This is a genomic window from Rathayibacter sp. RFBD1, assembly GCF_002932915.1.
GTDB lineage: Bacteria > Actinomycetota > Actinomycetes > Actinomycetales > Microbacteriaceae > Rathayibacter.
In genome coordinates, this window is sequence record NZ_PSWQ01000028.1 from 36,809 (window position 1) to 56,007 (window position 19,199).

Genomic DNA, 19,199 nt, shown 5'->3' on the forward strand with positions numbered 1-19,199 from the left:
CTCGCTGCTGCGGATGGGTCGTGCGGAGGGGGGTGGGGCTGCGTGCTCTAGAGCATGCACGAGACGCACTGGTCGAGCTCGGTGCCCTCGAGTGCCAGCTGACGGATGCGGATGTAGTAGATCGTCTTGATGCCCTTGCGCCAGGCGTAGATCTGGGCGCGGTTGACGTCGCGGGTGGTCGCCGTGTCCTTGAAGAAGAGCGTGAGCGAGAGGCCCTGGTCGACGTGCTGCGTGGCCGCGGCGTAGGTGTCGATGATCTTCTCGTAGCCGATCTCGTACGCGTCCTGGTAGTACTCCAGGTTGTCGTTCGTCATGAACGGCGCCGGGTAGTAGACGCGGCCGAGCTTGCCCTCCTTGCGGATCTCGATCTTCGACGCGATCGGGTGGATCGAGGACGTCGAGTTGTTGATGTACGAGATCGAGCCGGTCGGCGGGACGGCCTGCAGGTTCTGGTTGTAGATGCCGTGCTCCATGACCGAGGCCTTGAGCGCACGCCAGTCGTCCCGGGTGGGGACCGCGATGCCCGAGTCGGCGAAGAGGCGGGAGACGCGCTCGGTGGCCGGCGCCCACTCCTTCTCCGTGTAGGTGTCGAAGAACTCGCCCGAGGCGTACTTCGAGTCGGCGAAGCCCTCGAAGGTGGTGCCGCGCTCGATGGAGAGGTTGTTGGAGGCGCGCAGGGCGTGGAACAGCACCGAGTAGAAGTAGATGTTGGTGAAGTCGATGCCCTCCTCGGATCCGTAGTGGATCCGCTCGCGGGCGAGGTAGCCGTGCAGGTTCATCTGGCCGAGGCCGATGGCGTGCGACTTGTCGTTGCCGTCCTCGATCGAGCGGACCGAGGTGATGTGCGACTGGTCGGACACCGAGGTGAGGCCGCGGATCGCGGTCTCGATGGTGCGGCCGAAGTCGGGCGAGTCCATCGTCAGCGCGATGTTCAGCGAGCCGAGGTTGCAGGAGATGTCCTTGCCGATCTGCGCGTAGGAGAGGTCCTCGTTGTAGGTCGTCGGAGTGTTGACCTGGAGGATCTCGGAGCAGAGGTTGGACATGTTGATGCGGCCCTTGATCGGGTTCGCCTGGTTCACCGTGTCCTCGAACACGATGTAGGGGTAGCCCGACTCGAACTGGATCTCGGCGATGGTCTGGAAGAACTCGCGCGCCGAGATCTTGGTCTTCTTGATGCGCGGGTCGTCGACCATCTCGCGGTACTTCTCCGAGAGGGAGATGTCGCCGAAGGGGATGCCGTAGACGCGCTCGACGTCGTAGGGCGAGAAGAGGTACATGTCCTCGTTGTTCTTCGCGAGCTCGAACGTGATGTCGGGCACGACGACGCCGAGGGAGAGCGTCTTGATGCGGATCTTCTCGTCGGCGTTCTCGCGCTTGGTGTCGAGGAAGCGGAGGATGTCGGGGTGGTGCGCCGAGAGGTACACCGCTCCCGCGCCCTGGCGCGCGCCGAGCTGGTTGGCGTAGCTGAAGCTGTCCTCGAGGAGCTTCATCACGGGGATGATGCCCGAGGACTGGTTCTCGATCTGCTTGATCGGGGCGCCGGCCTCGCGGATGTTCGAGAGCGAGAGGGCGACGCCGCCGCCGCGCTTGGAGAGCTGGAGCGCGGAGTTGATGCCGCGGGCGATCGACTCCATGTTGTCCTCGATGCGCAGCAGGAAGCAGGAGACGAGCTCGCCGCGCTGTGCCTTGCCGGTGTTGAGGAAGGTCGGGGTCGCCGGCTGGAAGCGGCCGGCGACGATCTCCTCGACGAGGGCGGTCGCGAGCGTCTCGTCGCCCTGGGCGAGGCCGAGGGCGGTCATCACGACGCGGTCCTCGAAGCGCTCGAGGTAGCGCTTCCCGTCGAACGTCTTGAGCGTGTACGAGGTGTAGTACTTGAACGCGCCGAGGAAGGTCGCGAAGCGGAACTTCTTCGAGTACGCCAGGTCGTTGAGCTGCTGGATGAACTCGAACGAGTACTGGTCGAGCACGGCCTGCTCGTAGTACTCCTTCTCGACCAGGTAGTCGAGGCGCTCCTTGAGCGTGTGGAAGAACACCGTGTTCTGGTTGACGTGCTGCAGGAAGAACTCGCGAGCGGCCTCGCGGTCCTTGTCGAACTGGATCTCTCCGTTCGGGCCGTAGAGGTTCAGCATCGCGTTGAGCGAGTGGTAGTCCATCTGTGCGGCGTCGCGGGGAGCGTCGATCACTGCTGCGTCCAAAACGTGTCCAATCCTTCGTCGACGGCGCGGACGTCGTCGGGTGTTCCGAATACTTCGAATCGATAGAGGTGCGGCACCTCGCACTTGCGGGCGATGATGTCGCCGGCGAGGCAGTACGCCTCGCCGAAGTTCGTGTTGCCGGCGCCGATGACGCCGCGGATCAGGGAGCGGTTGCACGGATCGTTGAGGAACCGGATGACCTGCTTGGGGACCGCTCCCCCGCCGTTGCCGCCGCCGTAGGTGGGGAGGACGAGCACGTACGGCTCGTGGACGTGGAGCGTGTCGAGGGCGGCTCCGTCGCGGCGGGCGTGGAGCGGGATGCGCTGCGCCGGCCGTCCGAGCTTCTCGATGAACCGGTGCGTGTTCCCCGAGCTGCTGGAGAAGTACACGAGCCCGCTCATCCTTCGGCCCCTCTCCCCGTCAGCTGCTGTTCTCGGTCCCGCCTCTGAGGCGGCTGCGCGGTGAGCCGCAAGGCGGAGGAGGAAGCCGCAGCGGCGCTACGGCGCCCGCCGACGACGTCGCAGATCGCCGTCCGTGCGCCTCAGAGGGTCGCGATCTTGTCGGGGCGGAAGCCGGACCAGTGGTCGTCGTCCGTGATGACGACCGGCGCCTGGAGGTAGCCGAGGGCCTTGACAGCCTCGAGGGCCTTCTCGTCCACGGAGAGGTCGAACACCTCGTAGTCGATGCCCTTGCTGTCGAGGGCGCGGTACGTCGCGGTGCACTGGACGCAGGAGGGCTTGGTGTAGACCGTCACAGCCATGGGTGTCGCCTTTCGGAGGGGGTGTCCCGGTGCCGCTCCCCGACCGGCGGCTCGCGATGCGGGCGGGGTCGGAGGGTGGTCCGGGTGAGTTCTGGGTGCCGGTGGGGCTCTCGCTCCGACCTGCTCAGCAATACTACATATAGGGGGCGGGCCGGTGTCAGCCCACTAGACGTAGTAGTTACAGCCGTGTAGTTATCCACCGGTTCCTCCCCCGTTCATCCACAGGCCGGAGCCCGTGGAACCGCGGAAGGACGCGGATCCGCAAGAACCATCCACAGGTGTGGACAGAAGGATCCCGTTCACTGTGTACAACGCGCCACGGCGTGTCGGCATGCCCGACCGGTGGGGTCCGCGCGGCGGCTCGACCACAAGATGTGGTGGTCGGGTCGCATCGCGGGTCATGCCCGGACGGTACGCCCGACCACCGACACCGCGAACGGTCAGAGGAGCTGCGCGGCCCACTCCCGGGCGACGGCGCGCAGGTGCGGGAACGGGTCCGCGAGGGCCGCGGACGAGGAGCCCGCCGCCTCCGTCAGCGACACCGCCGCGGTGAAGCCGGGAGTCGGCGCCGCGATCGCCCCGGCGACGAGGAGCGTCCGCGCCCCGGCCGCCTCGGCGAGCGCGAGGACGTGCACCGGGACCTTGCCGGCGGCGGACTGCGCGTCGAAGCGCCCCTCCCCCGTGATGACGACGTCCGCGCCCGCGAGGAGCGCCGGGAGCCCGATCGCCCGTCCGACGGCGTCGGCGCCGGAGGTCGGGTACGCGCCCCAGGCGAGCAGACCGAAGCCCGTCCCGCCCGCCGCCCCGGAGCCCGGCGCATCGGGATCCGCGTCCAGGTGCGCGGCGAGACGGCGGAGGCCGCTCTCGAGGAGGAGGACGTCCTCGGGGCCGGCCCCCTTCTGCGGTCCGAAGACGCGGGCCGCCCCGGAGTCGCCGAGCAGCGGGGTCGCGACGTCGCTGAGCACGACAGCGCCTCCGGGCGGCAGAGGACGCAGCCCGCGGAGGTCGGCGGCGGCGAGCGCGGGCAGCGCACCGCCTCCCTCGCCGAGGTCGCGGCCGGAGGCGGTGGAGAAGCGCGCGCCGAGCTCGCGGAGCGCTCCGACTCCGCCGTCGGTCGAGGCGCTGCCGCCGATCGCCAGCAGCAGGGCGTCCGCCCCCGCGTCGAGGGCGGCGGCGATCGCGCGGCCGAAGCCGCGCGTGTGCGCGGTGAGCGGGCGGAGCGGGTCGAGCAGCGTGATGCCGCTCGTGGAGGCGAGCTCGACGACGGCTGTCCCGTCGGGGAGCAGCAGCCACCAGGCGCGGACCGGCCGGTCGTCCGGGCCGGGCACGACGACCGGCCGCCGAAGCGACCCCGGGACCGCGAGCGCGAAGGCCTCGACCGTGCCCTCTCCCCCGTCGGCCATCGGCGCGAGGACGATCTCGTCCCCCGCGCGCGCAGCGCTCCAGCCCTCGGCGATCGCCCGTGCGACCTCGACCGCGCTCGCCGACCCCTTGAAGGAGTCGGGCGCGACGACGACCCTCAGCCTGCCCACGCGCTCAGTGTGGCACCGCGCCGCCGCTCAGAGCGGGGTCGCGAGCCGGTAGCCGCGCTTGATCACCGTCGCCACGAGCCGCGGTTCGGGGAGGGCCTGACGGAGGCGGCTGACAGCGACGTCGACCGCGTGGTCGTCGAGAACCTCCGGCGCGGAGGCCGCGAGGACGTGACGCGCGACGGTCGCGCCCTCGGCGGCGACGAGAGTCCGGAACAGCGCGAGCGCGACCGGGGTCAGCGCCACCCGGGTCCCGGCCAGGACGGCGTGCCGGCCTCGGAGCTCGAGAGTGCCGAAGGCCGTCTCGATGCGGGGCGACGCCTGCTCGAGGTGCTCGCAGGTCAGGCGGATGAGCGCGCCCATCCGGAACCGGTCCGGCACGACCGGGAGGATCCCTGCCTCGACCAGGGGTGCTGCGGTCACGGGGCCGACGGCGGCGGCGACCACCGTCTCGCGGAAGGCCGCCTGGAGGTCGTCGAGGCGGCCCGCGGCCTCCGCGACCGTGAAGAGCGCCTCCACCGCCGGCGCGCTGGTGAAGGTGACGGCGTCGATGCCCCCTCCGCAGACCGCGTCGATCAGCCGCAGCACCCGGGCGGAGTCCTCGTGCACGCTCCAGCGGTAGGGCGCGGCCGTGAGCACCCGGGCGCCGGCGTCGCGGAGACGCTGCAGCTGAGCCGGGTCGGTGAATCCGTGCAGCTGCACCGCGATCGTGCGGCCGGCGACGCCCTCGCGCAGAGCCAGGTCGACCAGGGAGGTGGTCGTCTCGCGCTCGCTCATCCCGTGGTCGTCGAGACCCGCCGCACGGATCGCTCCGCGCGCCTTGGGTCCTCGGACGAGGATCCGCGCGGAGGACAGCGCGTCGGCCAGCTCGATCCCCGCGGCGTCCGCGGCCTCGAGCCAGCGCCGCAGGCCGTAGGAGGTGGTGGCGAGGAGCACGTCGGGACGGGCGGCGACGATGGCGCGGGTCTCCTCCTCGAGCGCGCCCTCGGTGTCGACGCCGCGCATGCGGATGGTGGGGGCATGCGTGACGGCGGCACCGCGGCGCTCGAACGCGGCGATCAGGTCCTCGGAGCGGCGGTCGGAGGTGACCCCGATGCGGAAGCCGTCCAGCTGGTCGGGTCGGAACCCCACGGCGGCGTCGGGATCGGTGCCGGTCATGCTCGGCCCCCTCGGGGTCTCACGCGGTCAGTGCATCGACCGCTCGGGCGATGCTCTCGGGGTCCCCCGCATCATGGCACGCGGCCTGCCGGACCACCTCGCCGATGACGATCACGGCGGGCGAGCGCGGTGCCAGCTCGGCGAGCAGGCCGAGCACTCCGCCGACCGACGAGACCGTCGTGCGCTGGTCGCGCGACCAGCCCCGCTCGACGATCGCGAGGGGTGTGTCGGCGCGCATCCCCGCGCGCTGCAGCCCGGCGACGAGGTGCGGGAGGGTGTTCACGCCCATCAGCACCACGATCGTCCCGCCCAGCCCGGCCAGATGGCCGAGCTCCTGCTCGCTGAACGGCGCATGGCCCGAGACCACGGTGAAGGCCCTGCTGACCTCGCGATGGGTGACCGGGATCCCGGCGGCGGCGGGCACCGAGATCGCGCTGGTCACTCCGGGGACGACCGTGGAGCCGACGCCGGCCAGCCGGCACGCGCGCACCTCCTCCGACCCGCGGCCGAACACGAACGGATCGCCGCCCTTCAGGCGCACGACGTCCAGACCCGCGAGGGCCCGCTCGATCATCAGCCGCTCGATCTCGCGCTGCGGCACCGCGTGATGACCCGGCGTCTTGCCGACGTCGATCAGCTCGGCGCCGGGCGCCCACTCGGCCAGGCCCTCGTGCGGACCGAGCCGGTCGTAGAGCACCACGTCCGCGTCGAGGAGGGCCCGGCGGGCGGCGAGGGTCATCAGATCCGGATCGCCGGGGCCGCCGCCGACGATGCTGACGTGCCCGACCGGCCGGGTCGGCGCGGGGGCCTCGTCGACGATCCAGGGGCAGAGCTCGGCCGCCACCGCTCGGAGCGGTGCCGGCCCCTCCACCCACACGATCAGGGCCGTTGGCGCCGGGGTGAGCGCGTCCTCCGCCTCGCGCCGCTCGACGAGTGCGCCGGCGGCTCGGTAGCGGGCGAGCACGCGGCGGGTCCCGGAGGCGGTGCCGATCACGAGCACGCGGCGTCCGGCGAGGTCGAGGGAGAGCTGCATCACGAGTCCGATCCGATCCCGGCCGGACCGACGGGGATCCTCGGCCCCGCGACCAGCACGGGTCCGTCCGGTCTCTCGTCCCGGCCGGCGGGCCGGACCTGCCCGCGCTCGCGCACGGTCGCGACGCGCGGATCCGCGGTGTCCGGGGCGTTCACGAAGGAGCGGAAGCGGCGGAGCCGGTCGGGATCGGCGAGGGTCGCCGCCCACTCGTCGACGTAGGTGTCGACGTGCGTGGCCATGGCGGCCTCCAGCTCGGCGGCGATGCCGAGCGAGTCCTCGCAGACCACCTCGCGCACGTGCTCGAGTCCGCCGGGGAGCTCCTCCTGCCAGCGGGCGGTGCGCTGGAGCCGCTCGGCCGTGCGCACGTAGTACATGACGTAGCGGTCGATGTAGCGCACCAGGGTCTCGTCGTCGAGGTCCTGCGCGAGCAGCTGGGCGTGCGCCGGCTGGTAGCCGCCGTTGCCGCCGACATAGAGGTTCCAGCCGAGGTCGCTCGCGATGACGCCGATGTCCTTCCCCCGCGCCTCGGCGCACTCGCGGGCGCAGCCGCTGACCCCGAGCTTGAACTTGTGCGGCGAGCGGAGACCCCGGTACCGCTCCTCGAGGAAGACCGCCATCCCGACCGCGTCCTGGACTCCGAAGCGGCACCAGGTCGATCCGACGCACGACTTGACCGTGCGCAGCGACTTGCCGTACGCCTGACCCGACTCGAAGCCGGCGTCGACGAGGAGGCGCCAGATCTCGGGCAGCTGCTCGAGGCGGGCGCCGAACATGTCGATCCGCTGCCCGCCGGTGATCTTCGTGTAGAGGCCGTACTGCTCGGCGACCTCGGCGATCACCTTGAGCTTCGCCGGCGTGATCTCGCCCCCGGGGATCCGCGGGACGACGGAGTAGGTGCCGTCCTTCTGCATGTTGGCCAGGGCGCGGTCGTTGGTGTCCTGCAGCGGCGCCTGGCCGCCGTCGAGGATGTAGGCGTTCGTCTGGGTGGCGAGGACGGAGGCGATCACCGGCTTGCACACGTCGCAGCCCAGCCCGGAGCCGAAGCGCTCCATCACCTGCTCGGCCGAGTGCAGCCCGAGGATGCGGACCGACTCGAACAGCTCGCTGCGGCTGAGCGCCACGTGCTCGCAGAGGGCGCGGGAGACCTCGACGCCCGCACGGATCAGCTCCGTGTCGAGCAGCTTCTTCACCAGGGGCACGCACGATCCGCACTGGGTGCCCGCGCGGGTGCAGGCCTTGAGCGGCCCCAGCTCGGTGCACCCCTCGCCGATCGCGTGACGGACCTCGCCGACCGAGACGTTGTTGCACGAGCAGACCTGGGCGTCGTCCGGAAGGTCGCCCGAGGGCGCCTCCGCCCCCGCCGCCGCGAGGTAGGCGCCGGGCTCGGCCGGCAGCTCGCGCCCCAGCAGCGGGCGGAGGGAGGAGTAGGGGCCCGCGTCGCCGACGAACATCCCGCCGAGCAGCGTGCGCGCATCGTCCGAGACGACGACCTTCTGGTAGAGACCGCGGGCCGGATCGGCGTAGACGACCTCGAGCGCTCCCTCCGTGGTGCCGAGGGCGTCGCCGAAGCTGGCGACCTCCACGCCCGAGAGCTTGAGCTTGGTGGCGTCGTCGACCCCCGGGAAGGTCGCGTCGCCGCCGAGGATCCGGTCGGCGACAACCTCCGCCATCGCGTTGGCGGGTGCGACGAGCCCGACGGTGCGGCCGTCGATCGCGGCGACCTCGCCGATGGCCCAGACTCCCGCCCGGCTGGTGCGGCAGGCCTCGTCGACGACCACACCTCCGCGCGGTGCGACCTCGATCCCGGCCGCTCGGGCGAGCTCGTCGCGCGCCGTGATCCCGATGGAGAAGACCACGAGATCGGCGCTGATGCTGCTGCCGTCGGTCAGCGCGACGCCGAGCACCGTCCCGGTCGGCGAGGTGAGGATCGCGGTGGGCCGGTTGCCGAGGTGCAGCGCGATCCCCTGCGCCGAGATGATGCGGCCGAGGGCCTGCCCGGCGCCCTCGTCGAGCTGCGCGCTCATCAGCCAGCGGCCGGAGTGGACGAGGGCGGTACGCGCACCGAGCCGGTGCGCGCCTCCCGCCGCCTCGAGGCCGAGCAGACCGCCGCCGACCACGACCACGATCGCGGGGCGGCCGCGCCGGGCGCGGAACGCGGCGAGCTCGGCGACGAGCCCGTCCACGTCCTCGAGCGTGCGGTAGACGCGGCCGTGCTCGGCGCCCTCGATCAGCGGGACCGTGGCGGAGGATCCCGTCGCCAGGACGATCTCGTCGCCCTCGAGGGAGCGGCCGTCCGCGAGCTCGACGCGCAGGCGGTCGGGATCGATCGCGACGACACGGGAGGAGGTGATCAGCCGCGCCGACTCCCACAGAGCGCCGTCGCCCAGAGTCAGGTCGTGCTCGCCGTCGAGGCGCTTCGAGAGTGCGACGCGGTCGTAGGGACGGTGCACCTCCTCGCCGAGGACGGTGATCTCCAGCGCCTGGTCGCCGGCCCGGGCGACGAGCGCGTCGACCAGGCGGTGCGCGGCGGGTCCCGCTCCGACGACGAGCACACGTCGGGGCCGGGCGGCGGGGTTCGCTCCAGGAGTCATGACGTCCACCGTAGGGACGGCCCGTTTCCCCGCCGTTGCCCCGGTGTAACAGCGTGTGACGCGCGCCTCTCGGCGAGCGCCGCAGGCCGTGAGGGCTTCGTTACGCCCCTGACACCGGAGGCGTGCTCGCACGAAACGCGCGATCCCTACCGTTGCCTCATCGCGTCCGACCGGATGCGGTGGCCCACCCGCAGGAAGAAGGCGCAGCGATGACCCTCCTCGATCGGCTCGCCCCCGCGACCGCCACCACCTGGGTGCCGGTCTGCGCCGTCGGCGACCTCGAGCCGCTCTGGGGCGAGGCCGCCCTGGTCGGCGGTGTGCAGCTCGCCCTGTTCCTCCTGCCCGACGGGCGGGTGCGGGCCGTCTCGAACCTCGACCCCGCGACCGGCGCGGCCGTGCTCTCGCGCGGCATCGTCGGCTCGCGTCTGGTCGACGGGGTGCAGCGGCCCACGATCGCCTCGCCCCTGCACAAGGACGTCTTCGACCTCGAGACCGGCGCCTGCTTCACACGAGCGGAGCTGCACCTCGCCACCTGGCAGGTGCGCGAGAGCGACGGCACGATCGAGGTCGCCCAGCGGACCGCTCTGGTCGCCGCGTCCCACGGGACCTCCGACGACGACGGGAGGCGTGCCGTCGCCGCGCTGGTCGAGGCGGTCCGCCGGGCCAACCCGGCGCTGGACGTGCTCGACTCCTTCGTCGACGTGCAGCAGCCCGACGTCCCCGCGACCCTGGGCTCTCTCGAGCCGGGCCGGCCGGCGGTGGTCGTGCCGCTGCTGCTCTCGGCCGGCTACCACGTGCACGTCGACCTCGCCGAGGCCGCGGCGGAGGCGGAGCGGCCGGTGCGGGTCTCGGGCGCGCTCGGACCCGATCCCCGCCTGGCGCGCGTGCTCGCCCGCCGGCTCCACGAGGCAGGGCTCGACGACGGCGACCGCGTCGTGCTCGCCGCCGCCGGCTCGAGCGACGCCGGTGCCGTCGCGGACTGCTGGACCACCGGCCGCCTCCTCGCCGCCGAGCTCGGCCGCGAGGTGAGCACCTCGTTCATCTCGGCCGCCGAGCCGCGGGTCGCGGAGGCGGTCGCCGCCGAGCGCGCCGCCCACCCCGGCGCGCGCGTCGTGGTCGCCACCTACCTGCTCGCGCCCGGCTACTTCGCCGGCCTGGCCGCCTCCGCGGGGGCCGACCTCGCCTCCGCTCCCCTCCTCACCGCCGTCGATCCGCCCGCCCGCGAGCTGGTCGACATCGTCTCGGAGCTGTTCGGGCGCAACGCCTGACGCCTCCTCCCCGCACCACCACCGCTCCACCTCCCCGTCCCGAGCGCGCCCTCGCGCGCGCCGCCCACCCTCCGGAGGACCACGATGACTGCTGCACCCCCGACCACCGTCCCCACGACCGCCGCCACATCCACCGGCATCATCCGACGGCCGGGCCGCTGGATCGACGGCTGGAACCCCGAGGACCCCGCCCAGTGGGAGGCGGAGGGACGCTCCGTCGCCGCTCGCAATCTGAGGTGGTCGATCTTCGCCGAGTTCCTCGGCTTCGTCGTCTGGCAGCTCTGGTCGGTCGTGGTCGTCTCGCTGCCGGCGGCCGGGTTCGCCTTCGACACCGGGCAGATCTTCTGGCTCATCTCGATGCCGAGCCTCGTCGGCGCCACCCTGCGGATCCCGTACACGTTCATGGTCCCCCGCTTCGGCGGCCGCAACTGGACGATCGTGTCGGCGGGCCTCCTGCTGATCCCGACCGTCGGACTCGGCATCGCGGTCTCGAATCCGGAGACCCCGTTCGGCGTCATGCTCCTGGTGGCCGCGCTCGCCGGCTTCGGCGGCGGCAACTTCGCCAGCTCGATGGCGAACATCACCTTCTTCTACCCGCACGCGCAGAAGGGCTGGGCTCTGGGGCTCAACGCCGCGGGCGGCAACCTGGGCGCCTCCGTCGCGCAGCTCGTCGTGCCGATCGCGATCACCGTCGGCGCCGCGGCCACGCTGAATCTGCCGGTCGCCGGCTTCCTCTGGGTCCCCCTGATCGTCGTGGCGATGATCGGCGCCGCCAAGCGCATGGACAACCTCTCGACCGCGAAGTCCGACGTCGCCGCCTCCCTCGCCGCGCTCCGCGAGCCGCACCTCTGGCTGCTGGCCGTGCTCTACATCGGGACCTTCGGGTCCTTCATCGGATTCGCCGGCGTGTTCCCTAAGCTCATCGCCGACACCTTCCCCGAGTTCTCCGGCTTCGCCGTCGGCTCGGCGACGGTCGGCCTCGCGTTCCTCGGCTCCCTGGTGGGCTCGCTGTCCCGCCCCTCCGGCGGCCGTCTGGCCGACCGCTTCGGCGGAGCGCCTGTCACGGTCCTCGCCTTCGTCGCCATGGGCGCCGGGATCCTCGGCGTGATCGCGACACTGCCGCTCGGCAGCTTCTGGCTCTTCCTCGCCTGCTTCCTCGTGCTCTTCTCGGCGGCCGGCATCGGCAACGGCGCGACCTACCGCATGATCCCCACGGTGTTCGCCCTCCGCGCCCGCCAGCGCGGCGACGACGGCATCGGCGCCCAGCGCACGTCCGCCGCGGCGCTCGGCCTGATCTCGGCGATCGGCGCCTACGGCGGCTTCGTGATCCCCCAGCTGCTCGGCTTCTCCAAGACCGAGTTCGGCGACTACACCACGGCGCTGGGCTGGTTCGTCGGCGCCTATGCGGTGATGCTCGCGATCACGGCCGGCGTCTACCTCCGCCTCGCCGCGAAGACGGGGACCCGGATCTGACGATGAGCGCCCCCGCCCCGACCGACTCCCACTGCCCGTACTGCGCCCTGCAGTGCGCGATGACGCTGACACCCGCGGCGGGCCCCGTACCCGTGGCGGTCGAGGGGAGGGAGTTCCCGACGAACCGGGGCGGGCTCTGCGCCAAGGGCTGGACCTCCGCCGAGCTGCTGGCGAGCGGACAGCGCCTGGTCTCCCCGCTGTTGCGCGGCGCCGACGGCGTCCTCGCGGAGGCGTCGTGGGAGGAGGCGCTCGACGCGGTCGCCGGGGCGGTGCGCGGCGTCCGGGAGCGGCACGGCGCCGACGCGGTGGCCGTCTTCGGCGGCGGGGGCCTCACCAACGAGAAGGCCTACCAGCTCGGGAAGTTCGCTCGGATCGCTCTCGGCACCTCCCGGATCGACTACAACGGCCGCTTCTGCATGTCCTCGGCCGCGGCGGCCGGCAACCGCGCCTTCGGCGTCGATCGCGGACTGCCGTTCCCGGTGTCCGACCTCGACGACGCCGACACGATCCTGCTCCTGGGCTCGAACGTCGCCGCGACGATGCCGCCGCTTCTCGCCCACTTCGCCGGTGCCCGCTCGCGGGGCGGCCTGGTGGTCGTCGACCCACGCCGCTCGGCCACCGCGCGGCTGACGGAGGACGGCGCCGGCACGCATCTGCAGCCCGCCCCGGGGACGGATCTGCCGCTCCTGCTCGGGCTGACCCACCTGGTCTTCGCCGAGGGCCTCGCCGACACCGCCTACCTCGCCGCGCGCACGACCGGCGCCGAGGCGGTGCGCCGCAGCGTCTCGGCGTGGTGGCCGGAGCGCACGTCCGCGGTCACGGGCGTGCCGACCACGCTCCTCCGCTCCCTCGCGCGCCGGCTCGCCGCGGGGCGGTCGTTCGTGCTGACCGGCCGCGGGGTCGAGCAGCACGTCGACGGCACCGACACCGCGACCGCCGCGATCAACCTCGCTCTCGTGCTCGGCCTGGTGGGCCGCGAGGGGTCGGGGTACGGCACGCTCACCGGTCAGGGCAACGGCCAGGGCGGACGCGAGCACGGCCAGAAGGCCGATCAGCTCCCGGGGTACCGCTCCATCCGCGATCCGGAGGCGCGGCGCCACGTCGCCGCCGTCTGGGACGTGACGCCCGAATCGATCCCCGGCCCGGGCCTGCCCGCCACCGCCCTGCTCGCCGAGCTCGGACGCTCCGTGCACTGCCTGCTGGTGCACGGCTCCAACGTGGTCGTCTCGGCTCCGGACGCCGACGCCGTCCGCGCCGGGCTCGAGGCCCTGGACACGCTGGTCGTCTGCGACTTCTTCCTCTCCGAGACCGCCGCGCTGGCCGATGTGGTGCTCCCGGTGCCGCAGTGGGCGGAGGAGGAGGGCACGATGACCTCGCTCGAGGGCCGGGTGCTCCGCCGCCGCCGGGCGATCGACCCGCCGGCAGGAGTGCGCAGCGAGCTCTGGATCATGAGCGAGCTGGCGCGCCGTCTCGACGCCCCCTCGAGCTGGTCGGCGGTCCCCTCAGAGGTGTTCGACGAGCTGGCCCGCGCGTCCGCGGGAGGCGTGGCCGACTACTCCGGCCTCTCGCACGCCCTGCTCGACACCGGGATCGCCGCCCACTGGCCCTACCCCGCGGGCGGCACGGGGACGCCGCGCCTCTTCGCTGAGCGCTTCGGGCACCCCGACGGCCGGGCGCGCCTGGTCGCCGTCATCCCCGCCGTCCCCGGCGTCGTGGACCGCGGCGAGGAGCTGACCCTCGTGACCGGCCGCTACCTCCAGCAGTACCAGTCGGGCACCCAGACCCGGCGGGTCGCGGAGCTCGATGCGGCCCGCCCCGAGGCTCGGCTCGAGATCCACCCGGCGACCGCCTCCCGGCTCGGCGTCCGCGACGGAGCACCTGTGGCGATCGGGAACGCGCGCGGCGTGGTCCGCGCCCGCGCGAGCGTCACCGCGGACATCCGCCACGACACGGTGTTCCTGCCCTTCCACTACGCGGGTGAGCAGTGCGCGAACCTCCTCACCGAGGCCGTCGTGGACCCGGTGTCGTCGATGCCCGAGTTCAAGCGCACGCGGGTCTGGGTCCGCGCGGAAGGGACGGCACATGCCTGAGACACCTCCCGAGCGGATCGTCCTGATCGGCTATGGCCCCGTCGGCTCGCGCTTCGTCGAGGAGCTGCTGCCGGCCGTGCGGGCCGGTCTGGTCGCGCTGACGGTCGTCGGCGCCGAGAGCGACGACCCGTACAACCGTGTCCTGCTCGCGGAGTACGCCGTCGGCCGGGCGACCCGCGAGCGCCTCGACCTCGGCGACCGGACGGCGGCGGAGGCGGCGGGCGTCGTCCTGCGCCTGGGAGCGGCCGTCGTGGGGATCGACCGCGCGCGGAACGTCGTGCGGCTGCACGACGGCGAGCGGCTCCCCTACGACCGCCTCGTCCTGGCGACCGGCGCCCGGGCGAACGTGCCGACCCTCGCCGGGATGGAGCGGTCCCGACGCGAGCGGACGGTGCGCGCCGCCGATCCGGAGTCGCTCGACGCGGGCTCCCGGCCCCTCCCGGAGCGGGTGGTGGCGCTGCGCGACCTGGCCGACGCCCGGGTGGTCCGCGAGTCCGTGCGCTCCGGCGCGCGCCTCGTCGTGCTCGGGGCGGGAGTGCTCGGGATCGAGTTCGCCCTCGCCGCCGCCGAGCAGGGCGCGCAGGTGGTGGTCGTCTTCCACGGCGACATCCCGATGGCCCGCAATCTCGACACGGGCGGGGGGCGGATGCTGGCCGCGGCCGCCCGCGCGGCCGGCGTCGAGATGGTGGCGCACGCCCGGTCCGAGAGCGTCCTGCTCGCGCACGACGACCGCGGCCGTGCGCACTTCCAGGCGCTCGTCTGCGCTGACGGCAAGCAGATCGAGGGGGATCTGCTGGTGCTCTCGTGCGGTGTCGGTGCGCGGGTCGAGCTGGCCGCGGGCGCGGAGCTCGCCGTCTCGACCGGGATCCTGGTCGATGAGCAGCTGCGCAGCTGGAGCGACCCGGACGTCTTCGCGATCGGCGACTGCGCGCACGTCGCCCCCCGCGGCTCGGCCCTGCCCGACGGCCGCGTGCCCGGCGGACCGAGCGGACTGATCGGTCCGGGATGGGAGCAGGCGGACCGGCTCGCAGCGCGGATCCGGGCGGAGGCGGAGGGCCGCTGCGGCGAGGAGCGCGTCCCCGACGCCCGACCGGCGGTCGTGATGCTGAAGGCCGAGGGCGTCGACCTCGTGGCAGGAGGCGACGTGGCCCCGGAGCCGTGGGACCCGCACCGCCCGGGCGAGGAGCACCTCGAGGTGACGCTGTGGGCTGACCCCGCCCGCGGCGGCTACGCCAAGCTCGTGACCGCAGGAGGAGTGCTGCGCGGGTTCGTCTCGGTGGGTCTGCCCCGGGTCGGCGCCGAGCTCAGCCTCCTCTTCGAGCGGGGCTCGGAGCTGCCGGCGGACCGGTCGAGCCTCCTGCGTCTGGACGCCCCGGATGCGGGCGCCGCGGCGACCGGCGATCCGTTCGCCCCCGATGCCACGGTCTGCTGGTGCAACGGCGTGACGGCGGCGGTGATCACCGATGCGGCTGCGGCGGGACACGGGACGGTCGCCTGCGTCGGGCGGGCGACCCGCGCCGGCACGGGCTGCGGCGGCTGCACCGGTCGTATCGCCGAGCTGCTCGCGCGGACGGCGGTCCCCGCCTGATCGCCGCGAGGACCGGGCCTCGCCGCCTCAGCGGTCGAGCGCCTCCGCGAGGCGCCGGGTGACCGCCCGCAGTTCGAGCTCGGCCCCGCGGACGCGCTCGTCGAGAGCCGCCGCGGTGTCGGCGGCCTGCTCGGCGGCCGCCGCACCCGCCGCCTCGGACGAGGCTCGGTCGGCCGCGACCGACGCGCTGAGCTCGTCCAGCGCCTCCCGGAGGCCCGCCGACTCGTCGCGCAGCACGGAGACGTCGCCCTGCACCGCGCTCAGCTCGCCGCGGAGCCCGGCCACCTCGTCGCGCAGGGCCGCCGTCTCGGCGCGCAGCTCCTCCGTGCGCAGCCGCGCCTGCTCGAACCAGGGGGCGACCAGCCGGTGCACCGCGTCGCGGAGCACGACGCCGCCGCGGCCGAGCCGGGTGGGCGCGGAGCCGGGGTCCTGGAGGAAGTCGTGGTCAGTGGTCATCGTCGTGGTCCCGTCCGGAGAAGCGGCGGTGGAGCACGTCCATCGCCCGCAGATCCTTGTCCATGATGTCGGCCTCGAGGGTGGTGTCGGCGAGGCGGTCGGCGAGGCCCGGCCGGGAGCGGCGCTCGAGCGAGGCCTCGATCAGCTCGACGGAGCGCTCGAACGAGAGCGGTCCGCGCGCCGCGGCCCGGCCCCGCCGACCGAGCGCCTCGAGGTCCACCGCCCCGCTCGCCACGTCCCGCATCGCCTTGAGGAGCGCCGGGGCGGAGCGGGTGATCTTGATGCAGTCGACGCCGTCGATGAGGAACTCCGCTACTCCGCTGGCCGCCGTCACGATCGGCACGGCGCCCGCCGCGGCCGCCTCGACCGGCGCGACGCCGAACGCCTCTCCGGCCCAGGTCGGGAAGAGGAACGCGTCGGCGCGGCCGTGCGCGGCGAGCACCTCGGCGTGGGGCGTCGGTCCGTGGAACTCGACCAGGCCGTCCAGGCCCGCCTCGTCCGCCCGGGCGCGCCAGCCGTCCACGTCTCCGTCGCCGTAGAGGTCCACACGGAAGTCGCGGGTCTCCTCCGCGAGAGACGCCGCCGCCTCCAGCACCAGCCCGACGCCCTTGTGCTCGCCCAGCGACGCGGCGAACGTGAACCGGGTGGTCCCGCCCTCGCGGTAGCGCCGCGGCTCCGCGGTGTCGGGGGGAACGGACACTCCCCGCCCGATCACCTCGACCTCGCCCAGGCTCAGCCCGCCGGCCTCGATCGCGTCGACGAGGGAGCGGCTGACCGCGACGATCTCGCCGCGGTCGAAGTGGTCGGGGGCGTGAGCGCCGTAGACGCGGAGCACGCGCTCGGGCAGCCCGTCGACCAGGGCGTTCGGGATGCGGTCGCCGAGGTTCCACATCCACGGGGCCTCCACCGTCCGCAGCAGGTCGATCAGCGCGAGGCCGCCGATCCCGAGCAGGTTGAAGGCCACCACGTGGGTCGGCGCGAAGTCGCGCAGCTCCTCGAGCAGGATGCGGGTGTTCTCGAACCGCGAGACGGCGCTCTCGTGGTGCAGCAGCTGAGCGATCTCGCCGCCCGTCTGCGGCAGCGGGAAGTAGGTGCGCAGGCTCAGCGTGCGGTGCACCTCGACGCCCGAGGGCTCCGGCGGCAGGTAGGTCGGCGTGGTCAGCACGCGCACGGTGTGGCCGCGGGCCGCCATCGCCTCCGCGACGCGCGCACAGGTCATCTCGTATCCGCCGAGCACCTGGGGCGGATAGAGGTTGCTCACGAACAGCAGGCGCATCAGCGCACCTCCCCTCTCGCGGAGGCGTCCGCCGCGATCCGCGCCGTCACCTCGGGCGTGTAGGCCGCGCGGGCCTGGCGGTCGTTGCCGCCGTCCCAGTAGTTGACGAGGTAGAGCCCGGACTGCTGCGTGCGCGGCACGAACGGGAACAGCTGGGCCCGGGGCTCGATCTGCGCGATCCGGTAACCGGCGTCGACCGCGCGCACGTGCAGCCAGATGTCGTCGGCGTCCGGGGCGATCTCGCGGAACGCCTCCCCGTGCGCGGCGATCTCGCCGAGGAGCGGGGCGGGCAGCAGCTGCCCGGAGACGGAGGTGCCGAAGACATCGGTCGACGCGCGCGTGTCGGCGACCGGCGTCCAGCTCGTGTACGGAGCCACGGCGCCGTCGACGATCCCCACCCGGTGGGCGCGGTAGCAGAGCACGGTCTCGCGGGGGTAGCGCGAGCGGGCGTCGAGCAGGCCCCTCAGCCAGGTGCGCGGGTACACGATGTCGTCGTCAGAGGTGACGAGGTCGCGCTCCCCCGCCCGGCCCGAGAGCAGGTGCGGGTAGTACTTCGTGTGCACGCGGTAGCCGTCGACCAGGCGGATCTCGACGCCGCGGCGGCGGAGGCGGCGCAGCGGCGCGGGCAGGTCGGCGTGCAGGGCCGGGTCGTCGAGCCAGAGCACCAGGCGCGCGGGCCGGGCGTCGCCGCGGGCGATCGACTCGAGCGCCACGTGGACCCGCTGCAGCCGCTCGCCGTGCGTGGTCATCGTCACCACGACCTCGCCCGCCGGATCGACTGCCGAGCGGCGGGAGAAGCGGTTGGCCAGGTCGAGCAGCAGCAGCTCGCGCCGGAGCGCGGGCGAGGGGTGGTCGATCGGCCGGGCGGCGATCACGGCGGCGCGGCGCTCCGAGAGGCGCTGAGGGGCGGAGCGGACGAGCCGGGCCGCGGAGCGCAGCCGCGTGCGGGGGCGGACACGACGGCCCAGCGCCGCGAGGCGCGTGCGGGGCCGGACGCGCCGGCCGACGGCGGCGAGAGCGGGATGCATCGGTCCAGGTTAGCCGGAGGCGCCCGGGCGCCCTGCGCCGGTCAGGGCTCGTCGACCACCGCGAAAGCCCGCACCGGGAAGGTCCCGAAGCCCCGCACCTTCGGCGGCACGGCGGTGAAGCGCGCCCCTGTCGCCGGCAGCCCGCCGAGGCCGGTGAGGTGCTCGACGACGTGCACTCCCGCGGCGAGGAGGGTCGAGTGCGCGGGCCGCGATCCGCCCGACTCCGTGTCGTCGATGTTCACCGAGTCGATGCCGACCAGCACCGCACCGGCGGCGACGAGCGCCTCCGCCGCCTCGCCGCTGAGGAAGGGGGCGCCCCTGCCGTACCCGGGCGTGGCGAAGTGCGCGTCCCAGCCGGTGCGGAGGAGGACGGCGGCGCCGCGGACGTCGAGTCCCGCGACCGCGTCCGCACTGATGCCCCGTCCGGTGGCTCCGGTCGCGTCGACCACGACGGCAGGCAGATCGACCAGCGTCTCGAGCGGGAGAGCGGCGAGATCGGCTCCGCCCTCGTAGCGGTGGAACGGGCTGTCGAGGTAGGTGCCCGTGTTCCCGATCATCTCGATGACGTCCATCGCGAACTCGGTGCCGGGCGCGTAGGAGGCGCGGGACGCCTCACGGGTGAGGTGCGGCCGGATGCGCGGAGCGGGCAGGCCGGGGTAGGTCACCAGCCCGTCCGCGACGGTGTGGCTGAGGTCGACGAAGCGGCGCGAGGAGGTCATGCGCCCGATCCTGGCAGGGGCCGGACCGGGCGCAC

Annotated in this window: 15 protein-coding genes; 4 read left to right on the top strand and 11 right to left on the bottom strand. The window is 73.4% G+C overall.

What is annotated here, in order from left to right:
- Positions 1 to 47 precede the first annotated feature (47 nt).
- The 7 genes from nrdE to nirB all read right to left on the bottom strand — a co-directional run bounded on the left by nrdE (position 48) and on the right by nirB (position 9,266).
- Positions 48 to 2,153 carry a class 1b ribonucleoside-diphosphate reductase subunit alpha gene (gene nrdE / locus C5D50_RS15920; protein WP_104250945.1) on the bottom strand — a complete coding sequence of 702 codons (2,106 nt, stop codon included), beginning with the start codon at positions 2,151 to 2,153 and terminating at the stop codon, positions 48 to 50.
- Positions 2,154 to 2,179: 26 nt separating this feature from the next.
- Complete coding sequence (nrdI, locus tag C5D50_RS15925) at positions 2,180 to 2,596, bottom strand: class Ib ribonucleoside-diphosphate reductase assembly flavoprotein NrdI (protein ID WP_104224357.1); 417 nt, start codon at positions 2,594 to 2,596, stop codon at positions 2,180 to 2,182.
- A gap of 140 nt (positions 2,597 to 2,736) precedes the next feature.
- Complete coding sequence (gene nrdH / locus C5D50_RS15930; protein WP_068255139.1) at positions 2,737 to 2,955, bottom strand: glutaredoxin-like protein NrdH; 219 nt, start codon at positions 2,953 to 2,955, stop codon at positions 2,737 to 2,739.
- 440 nt (positions 2,956 to 3,395) lie between these two features.
- The gene (locus C5D50_RS15935) at positions 3,396 to 4,478 is read right to left on the bottom strand and encodes a glycerate kinase (protein ID WP_104283956.1); all 1,083 of its coding nucleotides are present in this window, start codon (positions 4,476 to 4,478) and stop codon (positions 3,396 to 3,398) included.
- Between the two features lie 36 nt (positions 4,479 to 4,514).
- Complete coding sequence (locus C5D50_RS15940; protein ID WP_104224355.1) at positions 4,515 to 5,642, bottom strand: uroporphyrinogen-III synthase; 1,128 nt, start codon at positions 5,640 to 5,642, stop codon at positions 4,515 to 4,517.
- A gap of 19 nt (positions 5,643 to 5,661) precedes the next feature.
- Positions 5,662 to 6,675, bottom strand: coding sequence for a uroporphyrinogen-III C-methyltransferase (gene cobA, locus C5D50_RS15945; RefSeq protein ID WP_104283957.1), 1,014 nt, complete (start codon positions 6,673 to 6,675; stop codon positions 5,662 to 5,664).
- On the bottom strand, positions 6,675 to 9,266 hold the full coding sequence (nirB, locus tag C5D50_RS15950; RefSeq protein WP_104283958.1) for a nitrite reductase large subunit NirB: 2,592 nt from the start codon (positions 9,264 to 9,266) through the stop codon (positions 6,675 to 6,677). Before nirB ends, cobA begins: the two co-directional genes overlap by 1 nt.
- A gap of 209 nt (positions 9,267 to 9,475) precedes the next feature.
- On the opposite strand from nirB, the gene nirD reads away from it, so the two are divergent.
- From nirD to C5D50_RS15970, 4 genes are all read left to right on the top strand, one after another.
- Entirely contained in the window at positions 9,476 to 10,534 is a 1,059-nt protein-coding gene (gene nirD / locus C5D50_RS16970; RefSeq protein ID WP_104250934.1) for a nitrite reductase small subunit NirD, read from the top strand.
- Between the two features lie 84 nt (positions 10,535 to 10,618).
- A complete protein-coding gene (locus C5D50_RS15960) occupies positions 10,619 to 12,007 on the top strand; it encodes an MFS transporter (RefSeq protein WP_104284004.1) in 1,389 nt (462 codons plus the stop codon).
- Between the two features lie 2 nt (positions 12,008 to 12,009).
- Positions 12,010 to 14,097 carry a molybdopterin oxidoreductase family protein gene (locus C5D50_RS15965; protein ID WP_104284005.1) on the top strand — a complete coding sequence of 696 codons (2,088 nt, stop codon included), beginning with the start codon at positions 12,010 to 12,012 and terminating at the stop codon, positions 14,095 to 14,097.
- Positions 14,090 to 15,685 carry an NAD(P)/FAD-dependent oxidoreductase gene (locus C5D50_RS15970; protein ID WP_104227174.1) on the top strand — a complete coding sequence of 532 codons (1,596 nt, stop codon included), beginning with the start codon at positions 14,090 to 14,092 and terminating at the stop codon, positions 15,683 to 15,685. Before C5D50_RS15965 ends, C5D50_RS15970 begins: the two co-directional genes overlap by 8 nt.
- A gap of 27 nt (positions 15,686 to 15,712) precedes the next feature.
- On the opposite strand, the gene C5D50_RS15975 is transcribed toward C5D50_RS15970, so the two are convergent.
- From C5D50_RS15975 to C5D50_RS15990, 4 genes are read right to left on the bottom strand one after another with little or no spacing between them, the layout of a single operon-like run.
- Positions 15,713 to 16,141 (bottom strand): hypothetical protein, encoded by a 429-nt coding sequence (locus C5D50_RS15975; RefSeq protein ID WP_104247711.1) that lies wholly within the window; start codon positions 16,139 to 16,141, stop codon positions 15,713 to 15,715.
- Positions 16,131 to 17,417 (bottom strand): glycosyltransferase, encoded by a 1,287-nt coding sequence (locus C5D50_RS15980; RefSeq protein WP_104284006.1) that lies wholly within the window; start codon positions 17,415 to 17,417, stop codon positions 16,131 to 16,133. Before C5D50_RS15980 ends, C5D50_RS15975 begins: the two co-directional genes overlap by 11 nt.
- A complete protein-coding gene (locus tag C5D50_RS15985) occupies positions 17,417 to 18,445 on the bottom strand; it encodes a glycosyltransferase (RefSeq protein WP_104284007.1) in 1,029 nt (342 codons plus the stop codon). Before C5D50_RS15985 ends, C5D50_RS15980 begins: the two co-directional genes overlap by 1 nt.
- 41 nt (positions 18,446 to 18,486) lie before the next feature.
- Positions 18,487 to 19,164, bottom strand: coding sequence for a cyclase family protein (locus tag C5D50_RS15990; RefSeq protein WP_104284008.1), 678 nt, complete (start codon positions 19,162 to 19,164; stop codon positions 18,487 to 18,489).
- Between the last annotated feature and the right edge of the window lie 35 nt (positions 19,165 to 19,199).

Coding starts and splice junctions, on each gene's coding strand:
- nrdE (WP_104250945.1), bottom strand. CDS start 2,153: ATGGACTACCACTCGCTCAACGCGATGCTGAACCTCTACGGCCCGAAC.
- nrdI (WP_104224357.1), bottom strand. CDS start 2,596: ATGAGCGGGCTCGTGTACTTCTCCAGCAGCTCGGGGAACACGCACCGG.
- nrdH (WP_068255139.1), bottom strand. CDS start 2,955: ATGGCTGTGACGGTCTACACCAAGCCCTCCTGCGTCCAGTGCACCGCG.
- C5D50_RS15940 (WP_104224355.1), bottom strand. CDS start 5,642: ATGACCGGCACCGATCCCGACGCCGCCGTGGGGTTCCGACCCGACCAG.
- cobA (WP_104283957.1), bottom strand. CDS start 6,675: ATGCAGCTCTCCCTCGACCTCGCCGGACGCCGCGTGCTCGTGATCGGC.
- nirB (WP_104283958.1), bottom strand. CDS start 9,266: ATGACTCCTGGAGCGAACCCCGCCGCCCGGCCCCGACGTGTGCTCGTC.
- nirD (WP_104250934.1), top strand. CDS start 9,476: ATGACCCTCCTCGATCGGCTCGCCCCCGCGACCGCCACCACCTGGGTG.
- C5D50_RS15960 (WP_104284004.1), top strand. CDS start 10,619: ATGACTGCTGCACCCCCGACCACCGTCCCCACGACCGCCGCCACATCC.
- C5D50_RS15965 (WP_104284005.1), top strand. CDS start 12,010: ATGAGCGCCCCCGCCCCGACCGACTCCCACTGCCCGTACTGCGCCCTG.
- C5D50_RS15970 (WP_104227174.1), top strand. CDS start 14,090: ATGCCTGAGACACCTCCCGAGCGGATCGTCCTGATCGGCTATGGCCCC.
- C5D50_RS15975 (WP_104247711.1), bottom strand. CDS start 16,141: ATGACCACTGACCACGACTTCCTCCAGGACCCCGGCTCCGCGCCCACC.
- C5D50_RS15980 (WP_104284006.1), bottom strand. CDS start 17,417: ATGCGCCTGCTGTTCGTGAGCAACCTCTATCCGCCCCAGGTGCTCGGC.
- C5D50_RS15985 (WP_104284007.1), bottom strand. CDS start 18,445: ATGCATCCCGCTCTCGCCGCCGTCGGCCGGCGCGTCCGGCCCCGCACG.
- C5D50_RS15990 (WP_104284008.1), bottom strand. CDS start 19,164: ATGACCTCCTCGCGCCGCTTCGTCGACCTCAGCCACACCGTCGCGGAC.